Annotated in this window: 15 protein-coding genes; 5 read left to right on the top strand and 10 right to left on the bottom strand. The window is 42.2% G+C overall.

Annotation, left to right across the window (positions count from 1 at the left end; translation table 11 throughout):
• Nucleotides 1-51: 51 nt before the first annotated feature.
• The 8 genes from IR173_RS03990 to IR173_RS03955 form a co-directional block, all read right to left on the bottom strand.
• On the bottom strand, nt 52-1,146 hold the full coding sequence (locus IR173_RS03990; protein WP_237038372.1) for an OmpA family protein: 1,095 nt from the start codon (nt 1,144-1,146) through the stop codon (nt 52-54).
• 129 nt (nt 1,147-1,275) lie between these two features.
• Nucleotides 1,276-3,480, bottom strand: coding sequence for a sodium-translocating pyrophosphatase (locus IR173_RS03985; RefSeq protein ID WP_237038371.1), 2,205 nt, complete (start codon nt 3,478-3,480; stop codon nt 1,276-1,278).
• 317 nt (nt 3,481-3,797) lie between these two features.
• Nucleotides 3,798-5,702 (bottom strand): YgiQ family radical SAM protein, encoded by a 1,905-nt coding sequence (locus tag IR173_RS03980; RefSeq protein ID WP_237038436.1) that lies wholly within the window; start codon nt 5,700-5,702, stop codon nt 3,798-3,800.
• Between the two features lie 7 nt (nt 5,703-5,709).
• Nucleotides 5,710-6,039, bottom strand: a complete 330-nt coding sequence (locus tag IR173_RS03975) for a hypothetical protein (protein WP_237038370.1) — start codon at nt 6,037-6,039, stop codon at nt 5,710-5,712.
• 88 nt (nt 6,040-6,127) lie between these two features.
• The gene (locus IR173_RS03970) at nt 6,128-8,998 is read right to left on the bottom strand and encodes a golvesin C-terminal-like domain-containing protein (RefSeq protein ID WP_237038369.1); all 2,871 of its coding nucleotides are present in this window, start codon (nt 8,996-8,998) and stop codon (nt 6,128-6,130) included.
• Between the two features lie 296 nt (nt 8,999-9,294).
• Nucleotides 9,295-9,927 carry a hypothetical protein gene (locus tag IR173_RS03965; protein WP_237038368.1) on the bottom strand — a complete coding sequence of 211 codons (633 nt, stop codon included), beginning with the start codon at nt 9,925-9,927 and terminating at the stop codon, nt 9,295-9,297.
• Nucleotides 9,928-10,092: 165 nt separating this feature from the next.
• The gene (locus tag IR173_RS03960; protein WP_237038367.1) at nt 10,093-10,650 is read right to left on the bottom strand and encodes a lysophospholipid acyltransferase family protein; all 558 of its coding nucleotides are present in this window, start codon (nt 10,648-10,650) and stop codon (nt 10,093-10,095) included.
• Nucleotides 10,651-10,664: 14 nt separating this feature from the next.
• Nucleotides 10,665-10,913 carry a hypothetical protein gene (locus IR173_RS03955; protein ID WP_237038366.1) on the bottom strand — a complete coding sequence of 83 codons (249 nt, stop codon included), beginning with the start codon at nt 10,911-10,913 and terminating at the stop codon, nt 10,665-10,667.
• A gap of 151 nt (nt 10,914-11,064) precedes the next feature.
• Between IR173_RS03955 and IR173_RS03950 the strand changes: the two genes are divergently transcribed.
• The 5 genes from IR173_RS03950 to IR173_RS03930 all read left to right on the top strand — a co-directional run bounded on the left by IR173_RS03950 (nt 11,065) and on the right by IR173_RS03930 (nt 16,831).
• Nucleotides 11,065-12,708 carry a diphosphate--fructose-6-phosphate 1-phosphotransferase gene (locus IR173_RS03950; RefSeq protein WP_237038365.1) on the top strand — a complete coding sequence of 548 codons (1,644 nt, stop codon included), beginning with the start codon at nt 11,065-11,067 and terminating at the stop codon, nt 12,706-12,708.
• Between the two features lie 120 nt (nt 12,709-12,828).
• Nucleotides 12,829-13,719, top strand: coding sequence for a glycoside hydrolase family 25 protein (locus tag IR173_RS03945; protein WP_237038364.1), 891 nt, complete (start codon nt 12,829-12,831; stop codon nt 13,717-13,719).
• A 151-nt stretch (nt 13,720-13,870) separates the two neighbouring features.
• A complete protein-coding gene (locus tag IR173_RS03940) occupies nt 13,871-15,178 on the top strand; it encodes an ABC transporter permease (RefSeq protein ID WP_237038363.1) in 1,308 nt (435 codons plus the stop codon).
• A gap of 6 nt (nt 15,179-15,184) precedes the next feature.
• Complete coding sequence (locus tag IR173_RS03935) at nt 15,185-16,444, top strand: ABC transporter permease (RefSeq protein ID WP_237038362.1); 1,260 nt, start codon at nt 15,185-15,187, stop codon at nt 16,442-16,444.
• Between the two features lie 18 nt (nt 16,445-16,462).
• Nucleotides 16,463-16,831, top strand: coding sequence for a YccF domain-containing protein (locus tag IR173_RS03930; protein WP_237038361.1), 369 nt, complete (start codon nt 16,463-16,465; stop codon nt 16,829-16,831).
• A gap of 207 nt (nt 16,832-17,038) precedes the next feature.
• Here IR173_RS03930 and IR173_RS03925 read toward each other — a convergent pair whose 3' ends face one another.
• On the bottom strand, nt 17,039-18,652 hold the full coding sequence (locus IR173_RS03925; RefSeq protein ID WP_237038360.1) for a RagB/SusD family nutrient uptake outer membrane protein: 1,614 nt from the start codon (nt 18,650-18,652) through the stop codon (nt 17,039-17,041).
• 34 nt (nt 18,653-18,686) lie between these two features.
• Nucleotides 18,687-21,785, bottom strand: coding sequence for a SusC/RagA family TonB-linked outer membrane protein (locus IR173_RS03920; RefSeq protein ID WP_237038359.1), 3,099 nt, complete (start codon nt 21,783-21,785; stop codon nt 18,687-18,689).
• Nucleotides 21,786-22,213 lie beyond the last annotated feature (428 nt).

Raw genomic sequence — 22,213 nt, 5'->3', positions numbered from 1 at the left:
AAGGCAGTCTCGTTTGTCGGGACTGCCTTTTCTGTTGGAGTAGGTTATTAATTATTCGGCGATACAAATAGAAACACGGTTTTCTTCAGCTGTTGAGAAAGGCTGAACTGTGTCACCTTTGTAATCTACATTAATTCTGTTTTCAGTGATACCTTTAGCTTTCAAAGCTTCTGCAACAGCATTGGCACGCTTTTGCGAGATTGTTTTGTTGTAAGCGGCAGTACCGGTTTGAGCATCTGCATAACCGGTGATAGTTACTTTAGCATTAGGATATTTATTCAAATAATCCACGATGCTGTTTACTTTACCCAGTTCAGCTTCTTTAATTTTAGAAGAGTTGATAACGAAGAAGATGTTTTCTGTCAAAGCTTCAACTTTTACAGGTTTAGGTTCTTCCTTTACAACCGGTTGCGGTTTGGGTTCTTCTTTAGGGGCAGGAGCAGGAGCCGGTTCATAATAAACGGGTTCTGTCTTCTTGTAAGTCTTGCCAAATTTGAAAGTCAAACCTACTAAACCGTTGAACTGCCAGTCTGCATTACCGGCTTTCTTTGAATTGTACTTGTCAGATAATGCGTTGGCATTCACTTCCAAGTTGACGAATACGTGGTCGCTCAAACGAATGTTTGCGCCCAAACCTCCACGTCCTACAATGAAGTTTTTGCTGTCATTCCATAAATATCTTAACGCGTGTCCCTGTGCATTGATAGCTACAGCTTCATCATTGTCAAATGCATGGTTGAAACCTACTCCTAAGAAACCATAAGCATTGAATACACGTTTCGGATTGAATTTGCAGAATAAAGCACTTAAATCCAACATTGCATCTACATTACCCTGTACAAATTTATATTTATACACGGTTGAAGGAGAAGCCCAGGCTCCTTTTGCTTCCCAGGCACTTACTCCGGCACGCAGACCAAATAATGGACTGAATTGGTAACCCCCTGTAACTTGTGCAGCCGGTGATATCAAATCCGAGAAACTAGCCTCACCCAAAGTATGGCTAGCACCACCTTGAATTTGCATAAACCAATGAGGGTTGAATACTACTTTACCTTCTTCTTTCACTTCCTGAGCAAAAGAACTAACTGTGCAAAGAGAGAATGCACAGATTAAGAATTTCTTTGTTAAATTTGAGAGTCCCATTTTCTAAAATATTTTGGTGATTTTGCAAAGGTATAAAAAAATAATATATCAACACGTTTTTTCACAAAAATATGTTGATATATTAACGAAATCGGAATTTGAGCTTACCAAATGAGACTGTAATCCGGTTTAGAACAAACTCCAGGCAACGGTCAGTCCTGCCATAACAATGGCTACCATACTCATTAATTTAATAAGTATATTCAGGCTGGGGCCGGATGTATCTTTAAACGGATCTCCCACGGTGTCTCCGGTGACAGTCGCTTTATGTACTTCACTGCCTTTGCCGCCAAAATTGCCTTCTTCCACATATTTTTTGGCATTATCCCATGCACCGCCTGAATTAGCCATGAAAATGGCGAGAACAAAGCCGGATGACAAACCGCCAATCAGTAGTCCGATAACTCCCGGAACACCAAATAAGAGCCCGGTGGCAATAGGTGCAATGATAGCCAGCAGAGACGGAAATACCATTTCACGCTGTGCACCCTTGGTTGAAATTTGTACACATCGTGCGTAGTCGGGTTCGGCTTCACCGGTCAGAATACCTTTTATTTCCCGGAATTGTCTGCGCACTTCTTCCACCATGTGGGCAGCTGCACGTCCCACTGCGTTCATTGTCAGTCCGCAGAATAAGAATGCCATCATGCTGCCGATAAACATTCCCGAAAGGACTTTCGGATTCATCAGTGTCACATCATAGTACAGCATATAGTCTGTGAAACTTGCATTGTGTACTTCGACAGTGATACCGTTAGGCAGTTCCAAAATGGTTTGTCCCAATCGTGTCAGACCGATGCGGATTTCTTCTATATATGATGCCAGCAGCGCCAAGCCTGTGAGTGCGGCAGAGCCAATGGCGAATCCTTTTCCGGTAGCAGCTGTCGTATTGCCTAGAGAATCGAGGGCATCTGTGCGCTTACGTACTTCTTCGCCTAATCCACTCATTTCCGCATTGCCTCCGGCATTGTCGGCTATTGGACCGTAAGCATCGGTAGCAAGTGTGATGCCCAAGGTGGAAAGCATTCCTACAGCGGCAATTCCGATACCATAAAGTCCCATAGAGATATTGGCAAAATCAAAACCTGATGCGAGCCAATAAGAAAGGATTATTCCGACTACTACCGCCAAAACGGGGATAGTGGTAGATACCATGCCCAGTCCGATTCCTGAGATAATCACGGTTGCCGGACCGGTCTTTCCGCTTTCTGCCAGACGTTGCGTCGGTTTATAGGATTGAGAAGTGTAGTACTCGGTAGAACGACCGATGATAATTCCCACTATCAGTCCGATAACCACGGCAAATGAGATATTTATCCAATTTTGTAAATTCAGTATCCAAAGGATAAGGAACGTTGCAACAACTATTAAGGCAGAACTTAGGTTTGTTCCGACAGCCAGTGAACCTAACAGCTCTTTCATTCCTGCATTTTCCTTTGTTCTGACAGAGAAGATTCCCACAATGGAGAGAATAATTCCTACAGCGGCAATCAGCATGGGTGCAATAACAGCTTTAAACTGCATGACTGTATCGTCTGTACCTATATAGGCAGCAGCGCCTAATGCAGCAGTGGCGAGAATTGAACCGCAATAGCTCTCGTACAAATCTGCCCCCATACCAGCTACGTCGCCTACATTGTCACCTACATTGTCGGCAATGGTTGCCGGATTGCGTGGGTCGTCTTCGGGGATGCCGGCTTCTACTTTACCTACAAGGTCGGCACCTACATCGGCAGCCTTAGTATAGATTCCGCCTCCGACACGTGCAAATAAAGCCTGTGTACTGGCTCCCATACCGAATGTCAGCATGGTGGTGGTAATGATACACAATTTGGCAGATGGATTCATGACGTCTGCCGGAATACATTTATCCAGCAATAGATACCAAAACGAAATGTCAAATAAGCCGAGTCCTACCACAACCAGTCCCATGACCGCTCCGCTTCGGAATGCGACACGCAAGCCTTTGTTCAAAGAACTGCGGGCTGCATTGGCGGTACGCGCTGAAGCATACGTTGCCGTTTTCATTCCCAAAAAGCCGGAAAGTCCGGAGAAGAAACCGCCGGTGAGGAAGGCTATAGGCACCCAGGCGTTTTGCAGGTTGAAACCATAAGCCATGATAGAGAATAGAATGACCAGTCCCAGAAATACCAGTCCCACTACCTTATATTGCTGTTTGAGATAGGACATGGCGCCTTGACGTACATACAAAGCGATTTTCTCCATCGTTGGAGTTCCTTCGCTTTCGCGCATCATTTGTCTGTAGAAATACCAAGCGAGTACCAATGCCAATAAAGAGGCGATGGGTACAATCCAGAAAAGATAGGTTTCCATACGCAGTATTGATTTAGAAGTTACTTTCCAAAGATAAAAAAAATAAGTGATATTCAAGGGTATAGGACTACTTTTTTATTTGTTAAGGAAAAGAGAAAAGTAATTGGGATATTGTGGGCTGTTAGGGTTGTGGAATATGTTGGGGATGTCTGCGGGAGACTTTTCGGGAAGCGGAAAAGGTTTACCGTTTCATGAGGGGGTGTCGAAACTATTTCGATAAAAGGGAAGTTTCGACACATCCCCGTGAAACGATAAAGCTGTCCGGATTCATATAAGCATTCGGACGATATAGTGATAAAAGGTGGACGTGGAAATAGTTATTTCCCATACAGCTTATCTATCAAGTCACTACGGCCTATCTTGCGTAATTCATTGATGATGGCACGACGTTCTTCGGGTTTATACCAGAAGAAGAACATTCGTTGCGCCAATTTTTCCTTTTGTGTCTTGGCTGAAAATACCGGTTGCAAAGTATAGGGATGATAGCCCGTATACCAAGCTTCGGTAGCGACGGTCATGGGAGTGGGAGTGAAGTCCTGTACCTGTTCCAAATGGAAGTCCAACCTTTTGGTGATGACTGCCAGCTCTGCCATATCTTCTTCTGTGCATCCGGGATGGCTGCTTATAAAATAAGGAATGATTTGCTGTTTCAGGTTCAACTCCTTATTGATTTTATCGAATGTTTTCTTGAATTCATAGAACTGAGAGAACGAAGGCTTCCGCATGATGTGCAACACTTGCTCGCTGGTATGTTCAGGAGCAACTTTCAGCCGTCCGCTTACATGTTTGGCTATCAGCTCGCGCGTATATTCCGCAGTGCTGCGGTTGACCGCCGGGTCTTTGCTTTGATACTGCAACAGGTCGTAACGTACACCGCTTCCGATAAAGCTTTTCTTTATTCCCGGTATAGCATCTACCGAGCGATAGATGTCGAGTAGCGGGCGATGGTCGGTATTCAGGTTCGGACATACTTTAGGATGGATGCAGGACGGACGTTTGCAACGCCGACATTTGTTTTCATCCATTCCATGCATGGCATACATATTGGCACTTGGTCCTCCCAAATCGCTCAGATAACCTTTGAAATCAGGCATTTCTGTAATTTCTTTCACTTCTTTCAGAATACTTTCCTTGCTTCGGCTGACTATAAATTTTCCTTGATGGGCAGAAATGGTGCAGAAAGAACATCCGCCGAAACATCCCCGATGGAGGTTGACGGAGAATTTAATCATATCATAAGCCGGGATACGTTTTCCCTTATATTTGGGATGGGGCAGTCGGGTATATGGCAGGTCGAAAGACATATCCAGTTCTCCCTGTGTCATTGGAGGATAGGGAGGATTGACCACGACGGTATTGTTTCCTACATTTTGCAGGATGCGGGAAGCTTCGTACTTATTGCTTTCCTCCTCGATGAAACGGAAGTTCTCTGCTTGTTTTTTCTTGTCCTTCAGACATTCTTCATGAGAGTGGAGAATGATGTCGGGCTTTTCCTTACTGTTGTGCTCGGATGTTGTGCTGATGTCTTGGAGCGGATACATGGGGTCGCCCCTACGGATTATGTAGGCTGTTTGTAAGATATCATGTGGAATAGGAAAACTGGCTGCTGTAGGGGCAGACCCATGTGTCTGTCCGGTAGCATCCGTCAGTGCTTTCATCCTTTTACAAAGTTCTGTAATCGGCTTTTCTCCCATTCCATAAATCAGTAAGTCCGCTCCCGAGTCTATTAAAATAGACTTACGCACACAGTCCTGCCAATAGTCGTAATGGGTGACACGGCGTAAAGAAGCCTCGATTCCACCTAAAATGACAGGTACATCCGGATATAGTTGTTTCAGAATCTGTGTATATACAATACTGGGATATTCGGGACGCATATCGTGACGTCCATCGGGGGTATAAGCATCTTCACTGCGTAAGCGTTTATTGGCAGTATACTTATTCACCATACTGTCCATACATCCGGCGGATACGCCGAAAAAAAGACGTGGACGCCCCAGCTTTTTAAAATCGCGCAGGTCGTCACGCCAGTTAGGTTGAGGCACGATAGCTACTCTTAGTCCTTGTGCCTCTAATAATCTTCCGATAACGGCTGGCCCGAAAGAAGGATGGTCTACATACGCATCTCCGCTAAACAAGATAACATCCAGGTTATCCCATCCACGCAGTTCAACTTCTTTCTTTGTTGTCGGCAGCCAATCTGTAAGTTTATGTTCTTTCAACTCCTTTTTATTCTTCTTTTTGGTCTTCTTCTTCATCCTGATTCTTTTCTCTTTCCCAACGTATATAGAGCAAAATCAATTGATGAAGTCCGAAGGCTTTCATATTATTATGATAAATCACGTCTATGCAAAGGTCGAGCAATTCTTTGTTGTTTCCCTCTTCGCTAGTAATCAGTGAGCGTATATTCAGTTTTAATTTTTCCAGTACAGACTCATCTACAATGCCGTTACTGTCTATTAAGTGCTGAAATAGAGCATATTTCTCAATCGTTTGCAGGTTTTCTTCTGAAATATCCATGCTACGTGTGCCTGAGGCATTTGTTTGTATAGTGTACATAGTCTTTATTTTAATGGTTTATACGGACAAAGTTAGGCGTTTTTATGAAATAACCTCTACTTTACTTCTTTATTTTCATAGAAAATTCTTATTTGCTTCCGAAGAAACTTAATATTGCACTCATTATCCGTGTCCGTTGCTGCACTTCTTCGATACTTTCAAAAGGAAAACCCAGTACAAAAGTGCGGTAATTGCCTTTGTAGGCAATGCCGGCACTGTAATTGCCGGGAGTGTACACAAAAGTGGAATAAGCCGGTGCGACAGGAGTCAGGCAGTCGGGGGCAGGTACGGCATACGTTTTTTCATTCACGGTGCAGGGAATGGTGAAGTGGGTGTTGGCACCGTAAATATTGCCTGATGTTTTTCCGCCCATACTTCCACCAAAACTGTATTTCAGTATGTTTTCGGTAAAGTCAAGTGCTGAAGGGCCGTTCATATTGCTGCCGATATAAGAACCGCTAACCAATATATTTCCACCACGGCGGCAATAATCCGTGATAAGTTGTTGTATGATAGGGGAGAAAGGTTGTTTCTCTGCACCCATGATGAGGTCTGTGACCGGATAGTCTGTCAGTCGGACAAATCCGTTTTCTACTGATTCGTCGCTGCATGAGACAAAGGAATATCCTCCGGCGGATTGTATGGCTTTGCCGTGCACGAAAGGATAATCGAAAGTGTTTCCGGCTATCAGCATTCCTTCGAGCTCACTGCCACTGTATCCCAGTCCGTCGTTTGTTTCGCGTCCGATGCGGCTTCGGTCAAAGCTTTGTTGTGCACCGCAATAGGCTGGCGTGTGTATATAAGGTATTCCCGGATCTGCCTTCAAGTCAAATCCTTGTATAAAATTCGATTCTACGGTAGCGGGACCGCTTAGACGATTGAATGCATTTACTATTAAAACCGTTCCTTTGCTTTTTCTGGCTTTATAGGCTGACAGGATTTCGGAAGGGAAACTTTCTCCTCCACGATTGACGGCAGTGACTTTGAAACTGTATACCAATCCCGGTTCGGCTTCGAAAGTGTATTCTGTGTCGCGCACCAGTGTACCGTTGTCAAACCCGCCATGCCCCAAACGCGTATAAACGATATATTCCCGGGCTTTTGCCGTGGGTTCTAACGGGTCGTCTACTGCCTGCCAACTTAGGCGGAACGTATTTTTCTTGTTCCCTTCGGCAATTGAAAAATTGTTGACCGGCAAGGGTTGTACGACATACTCGGTGCCATGCATAGTGGCTATATACTTTAAGATTGATTTATAAACCGAACGTGCAACCGTGAATTTGAATCGGGGATCATGTCCCAGTTTAAGGTCGGCAAAGTTTTGGTGAGAGAGCAGTTCCAGAATCATGGATGGAACACCCGGCAGGCGTGTTTCACTGTAATTGCGGTTCCATAGACTGCGGCGTGGCCATTGAATGCCGAATCCGGCGGAGATGTCCCGTTGCAGTCCGGTCAGTACCATATCTGCCAAGTCGCGGGAAGCATATCGAGAGATTCCGGCATTTAATTTTCCGTTGTTGCAGTCGGTGGTATAAATACCCAATGTCCCGATCAGTTCGTCCTCTTTAGAGAAACCGGCATCACTGTGCAGCCCGAAAGTCATTTCAAACGGTACTCCCAAACCTTGTTCTTGCGGATTATAGACGGAGCCTCCATTCATATAATTCATCATCCGACTGCGGCTGTTTATATCATCGGTATAATCGTTCTTACCTTCACTGGGGCTATATATACTGTAAGGCATTCCTGCCCATTGTGCTGCATAACGTGCTCCTTCCAGATAACGTGGAAGTCCGCTGGTACTTCCTCTTCTCGAAATATTTCCCATACCTCCCCCGAAGCGGACAGCATCGGCGCATACCACTCCTTTCTGGTTGCTCTCATTACTTAATATCACCATTCCGTAATCATTGGTTCCTTTGTCAAATTCAAAAGTCCCCAGATACACCCAAGTGCCTCCACCTATTTGCTGGTTGACTTTGAATTCGGTCACTCCGCCTTTGTGGAAAACCAGATATTTGGCGTTGCTTATACTTTCGGGCAATGTCTGATAAGAAACGTATACGGCATATTTACCTGTTTCGGGAATGTCGGGAATCCATTGTGCAAAAGCCTTTTCAGGCTTCTTCTCTGTTGCGGCGAAGCGTGTCGTACCGTCTTGAAAGGGATTTTGCCCGTCTGTATAAACCGAACGCTTTTGGGCAAATCCTGCTAATGGGGAAGTTAGCCATTTCCCTTTGCGGCTTTTTACTTCTTGGTAAATGCTGTTTTGTGAAACCGTATTATTGTCTACTATCACTTCATTGCGTTGCCAGTCGCGTTCGCGTGGTGTATAAACAATGGCACCGGCGTTTTCCAGCATGGGGATGATATAAGGAACGACAAAAGACTGTGTGAAGAGATCTTCTGTGGTACAGAATAAACGCGGGCGTTGCCATTCCCAACTGCCTTTGTCATTCTTATAATACTTTCCATGGCTTTGCCATAAGGCGATATGTCTGCCTTCCAATCCTTTAGGGGCGGAGTAGGGGCGTGACATATTCTGTACCCAAGGGCTACCTTTATAGTCAATTCGTTGCCACAGCCTGTTTTTATCCTGTTTCTTTTGTAATATATTGGGGATTAATTCTTCAATCGGCTTTCCGTCTGTGTAAATGGTAATGTCGTAATAGTTGACCGGGCCGGGAAGACTTTGTTTCAGCAACCTGTAAATGGCTTCCGTATTTTCAGGTGTGAAAGGTTGGTAGCCAAAGTTTGCATTGGCATAAACATCCAGCTTCTTCTTGCTGTGATTTACTTCATAGCGATCAAGTCTACATTTGCCGATATTAGCATAAGACGTCTCAAAATTGGTGAAGAAATCCTTTAGGCGTTGTTCCACGTTGGCGTCTAAGACTTGTGCCGGCATGTACAATATTCCTGCCATTATCAGCAAGAATAACAAAAATATCTTTTTCATGTTGTCTGTTTCTTTATTTTATGGTTGCGAAGTTAAGACTTTTTGTTCGCTTTGTCATCCTGACTAAGTTATAATGAACCTAAATGAAACGAATTATCTTTAATTTATGCTTTGTATCACGAAAAACCTCGTTTTCGCTTGCTTTGTACAAAGGATGTGAGGATTGAAAATGATGATTTGAAGGATGGAAGCATGAAGTCACCACTAAGCTTTTTTCTTACAGATTTAGGAAAAAGTTTACTGCTGTTATTATTCATGCACTTCTTTTAAACGCGGCAAATAAAAAATGGACTCCTTTATTTGCCAAATATAAATCCTAACCCTATAGAAAAATAACTTAGGTTGTTATCAAAAATACTTTGATATACATTGGGATCATCTCTGTTCCATTTAGGAGTATAGTCCGGATTGGCATGCCAGTCGGCCATAATCATGCCACCTTTTATCTGCATTGCGATGCCGGGAGCCACTGCAAATTCATATCCTAAAGTCAAAGAAATAGCGAAATAACCTTTACTGAAAGTGCTGTTTCCATACTGTTTACTGTATAATTCATCATTATAATGGAGATAGCCCATACCTCCCGATCCCCAAAAGCCTTGTTTTCCGTTTGCCCATAGACCACGAAAGGTTAAAGTGGGCGCAATATAGTGGCTGTACATTTTACTTTTATACTTGCTGCTGCCTATATAATCATAAGAGATTCCTAAACCTACAGTCGGTGTGTAATAATGTCTAAATTCTGCACTCAGATTATAACATACAGGATTGTTTGTAATGTCCATATAGTCTCCTTTACTATTCGAAATACCTCCGGCAATACCGCTTCCGAATGAAAAACTGTTTTTCAGAGGAAGGTAGCTTTGTGCTTGGGAACCTAAGTGGCAAGCAGCTGCAAGAATTGCAATAAGAAAAAACTTTCTGTCCATTTGTCCTGTTCATGAAGTGTTATGTGGGTGTAAATGTAGTAAAAGTTATTGTATTGTAAATTCTGAACAGAGTTTTTTTTAGTGTCATTATAAAAACGTACCACAATTACTATGAAATATGCCATTCATGTCATTGTGGTACGTTCTTTTTTAGAAGAGAAAAGATTATTCTACTTTTCCGATACTGAAATTTTCGGGATGTTTTCCTTTGAAATTCTTATAATACAATTTAATATCACGCATATCTTTCTCTAAATCCCCGCTTGGGTGAATCACCTTTTCAGCAGTGATACATTTCTTTTCGTAATCTATACCTACTAATATGATGGGCAAACCGGCTCCTTGAGCAATGTAATAAAAACCTTTTTTCCAGTTCGGATTTGCTTTGCGTGTGCCTTCTGGAGTAATGGCCAAATGAAATTTCTTGCTTGATTTGGCAATGTTAATCATTTGGTCTACTAATGAGGTTTTGCGGCTGCGGTCTACCGGAATTCCCCCCATCCAACGGAAGATGGGGCCTAAAGGCCAAAAAAACCAGTCTTTTTTCATCATGAAGCCTGTCTCGCGACCAATTGCTCCCATGAATAATTTGCCGATAAACAAATCCCAATTGGTGGTATGCGGGGCTGCACAAATAATGTATTTGTCATAATCGGGAACAGAGACTTTGGTCTTCCACCCCAATAGTTTGTAGTAGATAAAACTACAAATAGCTTTCTTCATTCTTTTTATCAGTGTTATGCTTTTGATGCCTTATCCATTTCGTCTGCCACTATTTTTATTTCTTTGTCCAGGTCTTCGTGCAGTTTCTTATAGAAACCTTTTACATTGCCCGGTTCGGTGTGGCTGATACGTGGAATCAATGCCAATACATTGTGTATTGCATGGATAACAGCTTCACGGTTAACACCTTCCATCAGGGTAGCAAAAAATAAATCACTTGCTATATAGGTTATTTTTTTCTTTAAATTTCTTCTACTTGCCATAATTGTAATGTTTTTAAGTTAATACAAAAATCTAATTTCGCGGTAAAGTTAGCATTTTTATTTGTATACGTTTTCATATTTGCGAAAAAAGAGCGAAATTTGCACGTGATTTCTAAATGAGTTTATACACCTTTAAATAGAATAATAGAATATGACTAAAAGTGCATTACAAATTGCCAGAGCTGCTTATCAGCCCAAACTTCCTAAAGCGTTGAAAGGCGCAGTTAAAGTTAAGGAAGGTGAACCTACACAGTCTGTAGCTGACCAGGAAGCTATCAAAGCATTGTTCCCTAACACATACGGAATGCCGTTGATACAGTTCGTTGAAGGCGAAGCTGTTAATCTGCCTGCTATCAATGTAGGTGTAATTCTGTCCGGTGGACAGGCTCCCGGCGGACACAATGTGATTTCAGGTTTGTTCGACGGTATCAAGGCGCTGAACAAAGACAGTAAATTGTTTGGTTTCATCTTGGGCCCCGGTGGTTTGGTTGACCATAACTACATGGAGCTGACTGCTGATATCATTGACGAATACCGCAATACCGGTGGTTTTGATATTATCGGTTCGGGACGTACCAAACTGGAAAAAGTAGAACAGTTTGATAAAGGTTTGGAAATTATCAAAGAACTGGGCATTAAGGCATTGGTAATCATCGGTGGTGATGACTCTAACACCAACGCTTGCGTATTGGCAGAATATTATGCAGCCAAGAATTGTGGCGTACAGGTTATCGGTTGTCCGAAGACTATCGACGGTGACTTGAAGAACGAAATGATTGAAACTTCTTTCGGTTTCGATACTGCTTGTAAGACTTATGCCGAAGTTATCGGTAACATCCAGCGTGACTGTAACTCTGCACGTAAATACTGGCACTTCATTAAATTGATGGGACGTTCGGCTTCTCACATCGCTTTGGAATGTGCTTTGCAGGTTCAGCCTAACGTATGTATCATTTCTGAAGAAGTTGAAGCTAAAGATATGTCTTTGGATGATGTAGTAACTTACATCGCTCAGATTGTAGCCGACCGTGCTGCTCAGGGTAACAACTTCGGTACAGTATTGATTCCTGAAGGTTTGGTAGAGTTTATTCCTGCCATGAAGAGACTGATTGCTGAATTGAACGACTTCCTGGCTGCTAATGCTGCGGAATTTGCTTTGATTAAGAAATCTCATCAACGTGAATATATCATTTCTAAGTTGTCTAAAGAAAACTCGGCTATCTATGCTTCACTGCCCGAAGGTGTTGCCCGTCAGTTGTCATTAGACCGTGACCCGCACGGAAACGTACAGGTATCATTGATTGAAACAGAAAAACTGTTGTCTGAAATGGTGGCTACTAAGTTGGCACAGTGGAAAGAAGAAGGCAAGTATGTTGGTAAGTTTGCTGCTCAGCACCACTTCTTCGGTTACGAAGGACGTTGCGCTGCTCCGTCAAACTTCGATGCTGACTATTGCTATTCATTGGGTTACACTGCATCTATGTTGATTGCTAACGGTAAGACCGGCTATATGTCTTCAGTTCGCAACACGACAGCTCCTGCAGCAGAATGGATTGCAGGTGGTGTGCCTATCACAATGATGATGAATATGGAACGTCGTCATGGCGAAATGAAACCGGTTATCCAGAAAGCCTTGGTGAAACTGGACGGTGCTCCTTTCAAGAAGTTCGCTTCACAGCGTGACAAGTGGGCTGCTGAAACAGACTATGTATATCCGGGTCCTATCCAGTACTTCGGTCCTACAGAAGTTTGTGACGAGCCGACTAAGACTCTGCAGTTGGAACAAGGTAAATAATTTATAGAAATATTAATACTGTAGGGGCGAGGTGTTTTCGCTCGAATACACTTTATGGTGTGTTTTCGGGGGAATTCAGTTCGCCCTTGCTTTAAATAATTCGGTATATATCAACACTAAATGAGTAAGCAACCGCCCATATCGGTGGTGAACAAACCACGCAAGACGACTTCCCGGAAATCTTCTTCTTCTCCGCGCAAACCGCGGAAAAAAGGTGCTTCGCCCCATAAAAAGAAGGTTATCAAGAAATGGGAAATTCCAACTTGGCTTTATTATATCCTGATGGGGGTGATTACCGTTGTGTTTTTAAGTGCTTTCTTCTATTTTTTTATCCGTCCTTATTCTTACCGTTGGAAACCTTGTTATGGTTTGAAAGCATACGGTGTGTGTATGCCGGCCGGTTTTCATATTCATGGTATTGATATATCCCATTATCAGGGAAATATTGACTGGCAACGGCTGACGCAGACCCGCCAAAGTCAATTCCCTATTCATTTCATCTTTATGAAAGCTTCCGAAGGCGGAGATTATGGCGATCGTGTTTTTCAGGAAAATTTTGATTCAGCCAAGGTTTATGGGTTTATTCGAGGGGCTTATCATTTCTATAATCCGAAAACAGATCCGGTTCGTCAAGCTGATTTCTTTATCAATTCCGTAAAGCTGGATGCGGGTGATTTGCCTCCCGTACTCGATATTGAAAAACGTGGAGATGACGCCCGAACTCTTCGTCGGGATTTAAAAATATGGCTGGATAGAATAGAGAGACATTATAAAGTGAAGCCTATCCTTTACACTTCTTATAAATTCAAGACTCGTTACCTCAATGATTCTATATTTGATTCTTATCCTTATTGGATTGCTCATTATTATGTCGATTCGGTGGAATATAAAGGTAATTGGAAATTCTGGCAGCATACAGATGTGGGTACACTTCCCGGTATTAGGGAAAAAGTAGATTTGAACATATTCAATGGCTCACTGGAGGAATTGAAATGCATGACTATTCGTTGAGGCATCTCATAAAAGAATGTGGCATTTGTTCGATTTTACGTAAAGTGTCCGTTTTCGGACATTGGCTTTAAATGTATCGTTTTGATTATCAAAACGATATTGCTGTGGCACATACTTTGTTTTGAGAAAGTGAATCAATTATGTGCATATTATGATAAGAAAGTATTTTAATCAAGCTCTTCACTTAATCAGGCAGAATCCATTGTTCAGTGGTTTCTATATACTTGGAACCGGATTAGCCATATCGATGGTCATGTTATTAGTCGTTATCTATTATATAAAGGTAGCAGGGATTTATCCGGAAACTAATCGTTCGCGGATGATGGTCATATCGGATGTGCATATGCAGAATGTCGATGATCCCAGTTCTAATTCGACCGGTTTGATAGCCTACCATATAGTGAAAGACTTTTTTTATAATCTGAAAGGTACAGAGGCTGTTTCGGCTATAGGAACTTATGTGGCAGGAGATGGTTATGCTCAGTTGCCTTCTTCCAAACATCGCATACCGGTCGTACAAAAAGCAGTGGATGTTGCCTTTTGGAAGGTTTTCGACTTTCACTTTATAGATGGAGTTCCGTTTAGCGAATCCGATTTTGCCAGCGGCATTCATCACATTGTCATTTCAGAGGAAGTGGCGCAACGGATTTTTAATACTTCGAAGGTTGTGGGAAAGTATCTTACGATAGATTTTGTGGAGTACAAAATATGCGGAGTAGTCAAGACACCCAGTTATGCCACGGAACTGAGTTATGCACAGGTATGGATTCCATATACTTGTTTTCCAGGGTATGATAAGTATAATCAATACGATGCGCTAGGTGCTTATGAAGTAGTCATCTTGGCACATTCGTCTTCTGATTTTGGTGGCATAAAAGCCCAAGTCGATGAATTTACCCGAAAGTTTAATGCTATTTCTCATGATGGTTATAAACTGCTTTGGCACGGACAGCCTTACGCTTACTGGAAAACATTATTCCGTGTGGACTCTATGACGGATTTGGATTTTATGAAGATTTTCCGTCAGATAGGGGTTATTCTGCTGATGCTGTTGTTAGTGCCGGCATTGAACTTATCAGGTATGATATCGGGACGGATGGAAAAACGTTTGCCCGAGATAGGAGTGAGAAAAGCATTTGGAGCAACGTCTCATGTATTGTTTTCACAAATAATCTGGGAGAATCTAATCTTGACTGTTATTGGCGGTTGTTTGGGGTTGGTTATATCTTATGGGATGGTGCTATTGTCTAAAAATTGGTTGCTTACTTTGCTGGACGACAATGTAGCGGCATTACCTGATGGGGTAGGCGTGAGCATAACTCCCCAAATGCTGTTCAATCCTGTTCTGTTTATAGTGACCTTCCTGATATGTGTGGTGATAAATTTGCTTTCAGCCGTTATCCCGGCGTATCTTTCTCTGCGAAAAGATATTGTGTATTCCATTAATAAACAAAAATAAGAGGTTATGTTGCATCATATATTTAGAAACCTTTGGAACTCGCGTAAGCGTAATGTATGGATATTGTTGGAGTTGATTGTCATTACCATTGTATGCTGGATGGTGGTCGATCCTTTATTTGTTATTTTCTATAACAAGTCGATTCCTGACGGATATGAGGCGGACGGATTGTACAGGCTTCAGCTTTCTGTGGTTCCTTCCGATGAAGAGATCCGCCCGGAAGATTTCCGGCAATTGATGGAACGGCTCCGAAGCCATGAACAAATCGAGTCGGCTACTTATGTACTCAATAACCATTATCCTTGTTCGCGTGGAAATAGTTTCAATAATCTTACTTTGGATACAATGAGTGTCCGTGTCGCCTTTATGAATTTTGTTCCGCACACCGATTTCTTTCAAACCTGGCGCATACGTTCGGCTAAAGACGGTACGTGGGAAAGCCTTGAAAATGCCGAATATACAGTGAACAGTATCTTGATGACTTCAGATGCCGCCGCTTGCCTTTCGCCCGATAAAGATTTGACCGGAGGTGTGGTTTATGTGAGAGATAGTATTCCTCTGAAGGTAGTGGCATTGATGCAACCGGTCAAAATGAAAAATTGTATGCAGCCTTATTATCTCCGTCTCAATGCACATACCGACGGCATTCCGTCATGGGCTTACGATGGAGGCTTGATTGTCTTTGCCCGTACAAAACCCGGAGTAGTGGAAACTCGCTTCATAGAGGAATTTATTCCTTGGATGGAAGAGTATTTGGCAGTGGGAAGATTGTTTGTCAGCAAGATTGAACCTTTCAGTAAAGTACGTGAACAGAGTGACCTGAAAGAGGGGGCTACCAGTGAGATTCGTATTAAATATGCCCTTTGTTATTTTTTTCTGGTGAACTTGTTTTTAGGGGTCAGCGGGACATTTTGGTTGAGTACCCGTACACGTCGGGAGGAAATGGGAGTAAGGCTGTCTTATGGGGCATCTCCCAGACGTATTCGTCTTTTATTGTTGGGTGAAGCCGGTGTGTTGACCACAATAGCAGTACTGATAGGTTGTCTTTTTTATTTCCAATGGGTGCTGAAAGATGGATTTTATGTGTTGTCGAGTATGGCACCTAGTGATAATATGCGTTATATTACTAATCATTTTGCAATTCATTTTTTGATAGTGTCGGTGATTGTGTATCTTGTTATGATGGCGGTAACATGGATTGGGGTATGGATACCGGCTTATAATATCAGTAAAATATCTCCTGTGGAAGCACTGAAAGATGAATAATGTTTTTATATTTGCCGTATGAATGTAGTAATGAATATATTGTGGATTGTTTTGGGCGGGCTGTTTATTTGCATCGAATACATTATAGCCAGCCTGTTGTTGATGGTTACCATTGTCGGTATTCCTTTTGGTTTACAGACTTTGAAGCTGTCTGTTCTGGCACTCTGTCCGTTTGGTATGCAAGTGCGTAGCTGTCCCGGCGGTGACGGTTGTTTGAGTGTTTTGATGAATATACTTTGGATATTGGTAGGAGGTATCTGGATAAGTTTGTCCCATTTGGCTTTCGGACTGTTATTATGCATCACCATTATCGGTATTCCATTTGGTTTGCAACATTTCAAGTTAGCAGGATTGGCACTTACTCCTTTCGGAAAAGAGATAGTTTAAGTCGTGCTGTCATAGAAAAAGAGTGTGTCAAAATGTGAATAATACTGTCGTTAAGTTCGTAGGGGCGAGGTTCGCTCGCCCGAAAACAGTTTGCTTTGTGTCTTCGGGCAGGCAAACCCTGCCCCTACAGCTGACGATGGGATAGACCGGTTTAGTTTTGGCACACTCCCTTTTTCTATGAATGTTATTTTTCTCTGTTATGATAGATTAATATCCGGGATTCTGTTTGATATTCGGATTCTTATCAAGTACATCAGTTTGAGAGAATGGTAAATAACGGTTCTTCGGAGCAAACTTACGTGGTTCAATTGTTGCTGTTCCTGTAACTTCTGCACGTTTGTAAGGATCGGTTTCACTATAATTGATAGTACCGGTAATACGTTTTAAATCACCGTTCATTAAAGTTTCTGCCAACATCTTGCCACTGGCATCTTTCCAACGCAGGATATCTGCACGGCGCAAACCTTCACCTGCAAATTCTACGCAACGCTCACGACGGATTAACTCACGTAATTTATCCTGAGTGTCATATTTTGTTCTGACTACTTTAGGCATACCTACGCGTTCACGAATCTGGTCGATATAGTTGTACACCTGGTCTGATGGGCCGTTTAATTCGTTTTCGGCTTCTGCCCAACTTAACAGTACTTCTGCATAACGGAATACGATAACACAGGCGGCAGAGTTCTCCGGATTTGAATACTGCTCATACGGATCAAGGTATTTAGCCCATGTTAAAGCTGTTTTTGAGGCATTGTCCGTGTAGGTAGGAAAGTTTTTGTTCTTTGAACCATCAGCCAATTTCTCATCCAATGTATTCAATATCTTTCCTCTCCATTCTTGTCCGGGATAAAGGATACTCATATCCATACGCGGGTCACGATTGGCAAAAGGATGTTTGGCATCATAATAGTCTGCAGCTTCTTCTTTTGTCAAGCCATTGTCCATTTCATACATGTCGACCAAGTTCTGTGTGGGAACAATTGAAGACCATCCTGCATCCTCATTATTATACATGTGACCAATAAGGTCTAACGCAAAGACATTTTCAAGACGCTGGTCTGCCAATATGATTTCTTTAGAATCTATACCTGTCAGTTTGAATAAGTTTTCATAATCGGAATCCAATTCGTATTGTTTTAAATCGATAATAGCCTGAGCTGCATCTTTTGCTTTCTGCCAGTCACCGTAATACAGTGCTTCGCGCATTTTGGTAGCCAGAACAGCTCCTTTGGCAATACGTCCGCGTGCTGCCGGAGTGGTGTTGATGGCTGTAAGTGCATCGTCCAAGTCCTGTGCAATTTGTTCGCGTACTTCTGCTTCCGTATTACGCGGTACCTGTGCTTCTTCGGCCGTAGTATAAGAACCGATAATGGGTACACCGCCATACCACCAGTTCATAATGAAATAGCTATAGGCACGGATGGCTTTGGCTTCGGCAATCAGCTCTTCTTTTTTGCCCGCAGTGGTGAATTCTACATTGTCGATGTTTTCTAACACTGTATTGCAACGGCGGATAATGGCAAAGTCATAGAAAGAAGCACCGGTTGTTCCACTTGATAAAGAACCGTCGCCCCAAGGACGCCATCCTTCCCATGTGAAGTTGTTATATCCTATATCGGAACCGCAGTCTAAATATAGAAGGGCGTAGGGATCTAATAATCCATTGTAGCAACCTACTACAAAACTCTCGGCGTCAATCTCTGTTTTCCAGGTTGTTGCAGGAGAAAGGGCATCTTTCGGAGCCGTATCCAGAAAATCTGAACATGAAGCAGAAAGCAATGCGATACCTGCTAATAAATATGTTGATAAACGTTTCATATTGTTCTATATTAATTAATTGATTATAAAAGGTTTAGAATGTAATGTTAACTCCGAATGAATGTGTCTTATTCAAAGGATAACTGGACAGACGTTCACTGACTGTTTCCGGGTCTACATTAATTGGCATATCGTCAAATGTCAGCAAGTTTTCTGCTGAATAGTATACACGCAGATTTTGAATACCCCATTTTTCTAACCAATTTTTAGGGAATGTATAGCCTAACTGAATGGTTTTCATGCGGAGATAGCTTGTGTCCATAATCCAGAAATCAGAAAGTACATTAGATGCTTCACTTGGTGATACACGAGCTTCAGCTACGCGTGGCATGCTTGCATTTTTGTTTTCGGGTGTCCAGCTATCCAGCCAAGCAGTTGACGGATGTCCCGCACTACCGGAGAATTCACCGAATGCTTCTTTGGTAAATGCATATCCTACACCGGCTGCACCATTGAAGTTCATTGATAAGTCTACGTTCTTATAACCGACATTAATATTGAAGCCAAATGTGAATTTCGGGTCTTTGGTTCTATAAAGCTCACGGTCATCTGCTGAAATCTTACCGTCACCGTTTGCATCTACATAACGTAAGTCACCTGCTTTGAAATCTTGTCCGAAAGGATATCCGTCCATAGCAGAGTATTTTGCTTGCCATGCAGCAGCTTCTTCATCAGACTGGAAGAATCCGTCTGTACGATATACGAACCATGAATTGATAGGAGAACCTACTTCGCGCATAAAACTGCCGTCAGCCATACGGTCTACACCACCCAAGTTCTCAATGGTATTCTTGTTGTAGGCAAAGTTTCCTGAAACACCGAAAGTCCAATCGTTCCATGTGTCGTTGTAGGCTAACTGAACTTCAATACCGCTATTCTTCATTGCACCTACATTGTCTTTGTATGCGCCCAAGGCAAATTCTTTAGGTACAGCGACATTCATGATGATATCGGTGGTCTTTCTGTTGTAGTAGTCAATAGAACCGGTCAGCTTATTGAATAAAATGAAGTCTACACCAATACCCCAAGTAGTAGCTTTTTCCCAAGAAAGAGAAGCCATTTTGTATGAACCTTGATAGTATCCTGTCACTAACGAACCTCCGAACGGATAGTTGGCGCCGAGGTTGTATGTATTCATCCATGGATAGTAGTCTCCTCCGGTCGGAGTGCCGTCTCCCAAAGCATCCTGGTTTCCCAACTGGCCCCAAGAACCGCGAATTTTAAGGCTTGACAACCAACTATCTCTTAAGTTTTCCATAAATGATTCTTCACTGATACGCCATGCACCGGAGAATGAAGGGAAGTATCCCCAACGGTTACCCGGAGCAAAACGAGAAGATGCATCGGCACGGAAGTTGGCTTCGAACAAATATTTTCCTTTATAATCGTAGTTGATACGACCGAAGTAAGACAACATGTTCAATTCTCGTGTAAAACCGCTATTGGTCTGAGTAGCAGTTGCACCTGCATTCATATCGTCCAATTCATTATTCGGAAAGTTTTCACGATACATTTCATTGTAACGTACATCGTATGCTTCTGCATGATAACCCAACATTGCCTTTAAATTGTGGTCACCTAACTGTTTGTCGAAATTCAGCAAAGCATCGAAATTGTAACGGTTCCAGTTTCTGAATGATTCAGTTAAACTATTGGGACGTGCAGCCTGTGCCGGGTCATTGTTGATTTTCTTCACGAAAGCTTTGTAGTGCTGGTCATCATTGACATAAGCTCCCGATACGGTTGCTGTAAGACAATCCAGAACTTTGTAATCAACAGACAACATACCGGTGAAGTTCTGATTATATTTATCAACTGTCGATTTAGAATCCAGCCATGCAATCGGGTTACCGTCATTGGTTGAGCCATAAGTTCCATCTTCATTCTTGATGGGAATCATCGGGCTTAAGATATTGAGCTGGCGGATAATCTGGTCTGAAGAACCACCACCATAGTTTGAGTTAGGGTCTTTATAGTCATTCTTGATATAGGCCAAATTCATGCGTACATGCCACTTCTTGGTTATGTCTACGTCTAAGTTCATACGTCCGTTGAACTGGCTACGTTCTGAATTGGGAAGAATACCGGTTTGTCCCAGATAACCTACAGAAGCCATATATCTTGCATTCTCTGTACCACCGTTGATGCTTACATTGTGCTTATGCAGAACACCTGTTTTATAGGCAGCATCATTCCAGTCAGTATTAGGATGTCCGTATGGGTCGGAGCCATTCTCAAACAAGCGGATATCTTCATCTGAATAACGATGGGGATTATTATTGTTATCATCGATACGGTTGTACAGTCTGGCATAATCGGCAGAGCTTACACGGTCAATGGTTGCTGTTGCATTTTGAATACCTACATAGCCGTTGTATGAGATACGGGGAGCGCCGGTCTTACCGCGTTTAGTAGTAATCAAAATTACACCGTTAGATGCTTTAGAACCATAGATGGCTGCGGAAGAAGCATCTTTCAATACTGATATACTTTCAATATCATTCGGGTCAAGGTCGTTCATGGAACCACTTTCTACACCGTCAATCAAGATATAGGGAGATGCATTATTCAAAGTTCCTACACCGCGGATTCTAATATTGCTTCCGTCTTCACCGGGACGTCCTTGGCCTGCGGTAATTGTTACACCCGGCATCAACCCTTGCAAACCGCTTGATACATTCGAGATAGGGCGATTGGTTAACTCATCACTGTTTACCTGTGCAACAGCACCGGAGAGGTTGGCCTTTTTCTGTGTGCCGTAACCTACGACAACCACTTCACTCAGAACTTCAGTGTCATCTTTCAACACAATATTGAGAGATTCGCCGTTCCATTTAATTTCTTGTTTTTGGTACCCCACATAGGAGATTACGATGATATCTCCTTTCTTCACGTTAGTTAGGGCAAAATTACCTTCAAAGTCGGTAATTGCTCCGTTGGTGGTTCCTTTCACTACTACAGAAGCACCAATGATGGATTCTCCTGTAGCGTCTTTTACAATACCTTTACATGTTTCATTTTGTTGTACGATAGCAGAAGCGTTAACTCCAGAAGCTGTAACAGCAGAAATGGTTCCCGTAGAGAAAGTTCCCAAGAACAATAACATGCTAACTGATTTCAGTCGTTTTAACATAATATTGAATTTTAAAGTGTTTGATTGAAATCCAAAGCTCTAAAAGGATAAGTTCTTCTAGAACTATCGCTGTTTATAAATCATTGATAATCAATACTAACATTAAATGAGTTCATCGTTTATTCATGCTGTAAGTAACAATAAATGAGAAAAAAAGACATGATTTCTACCGATTTTCTATTCGCTTCTATTAATCTCCCTATCATTATATTACTGTTTATAACGGTTTTACATGGATATTCATATACATATTGTAGGTAAAAAGAGTTTTATATATTATCATTATATTACTAAAATTCTACCAACTAAATAGTTAAGTCTCTTTAGAGTCGCTCTTTAATTAAATGTTTTTAGCGTTTGATTGTTAAATCACACGGAAAAACAAAGATTATTTTCAAAAATGATTGTTCTTTTTTAAAAATATTATA

The organism is Phocaeicola faecalis (assembly GCF_021730445.1).
In the GTDB taxonomy this organism is placed as follows: Bacteria; Bacteroidota; Bacteroidia; order Bacteroidales; family Bacteroidaceae; genus Phocaeicola; species Phocaeicola faecalis.
This window is presented reverse-complemented; position numbering and strand designations above follow the sequence as displayed.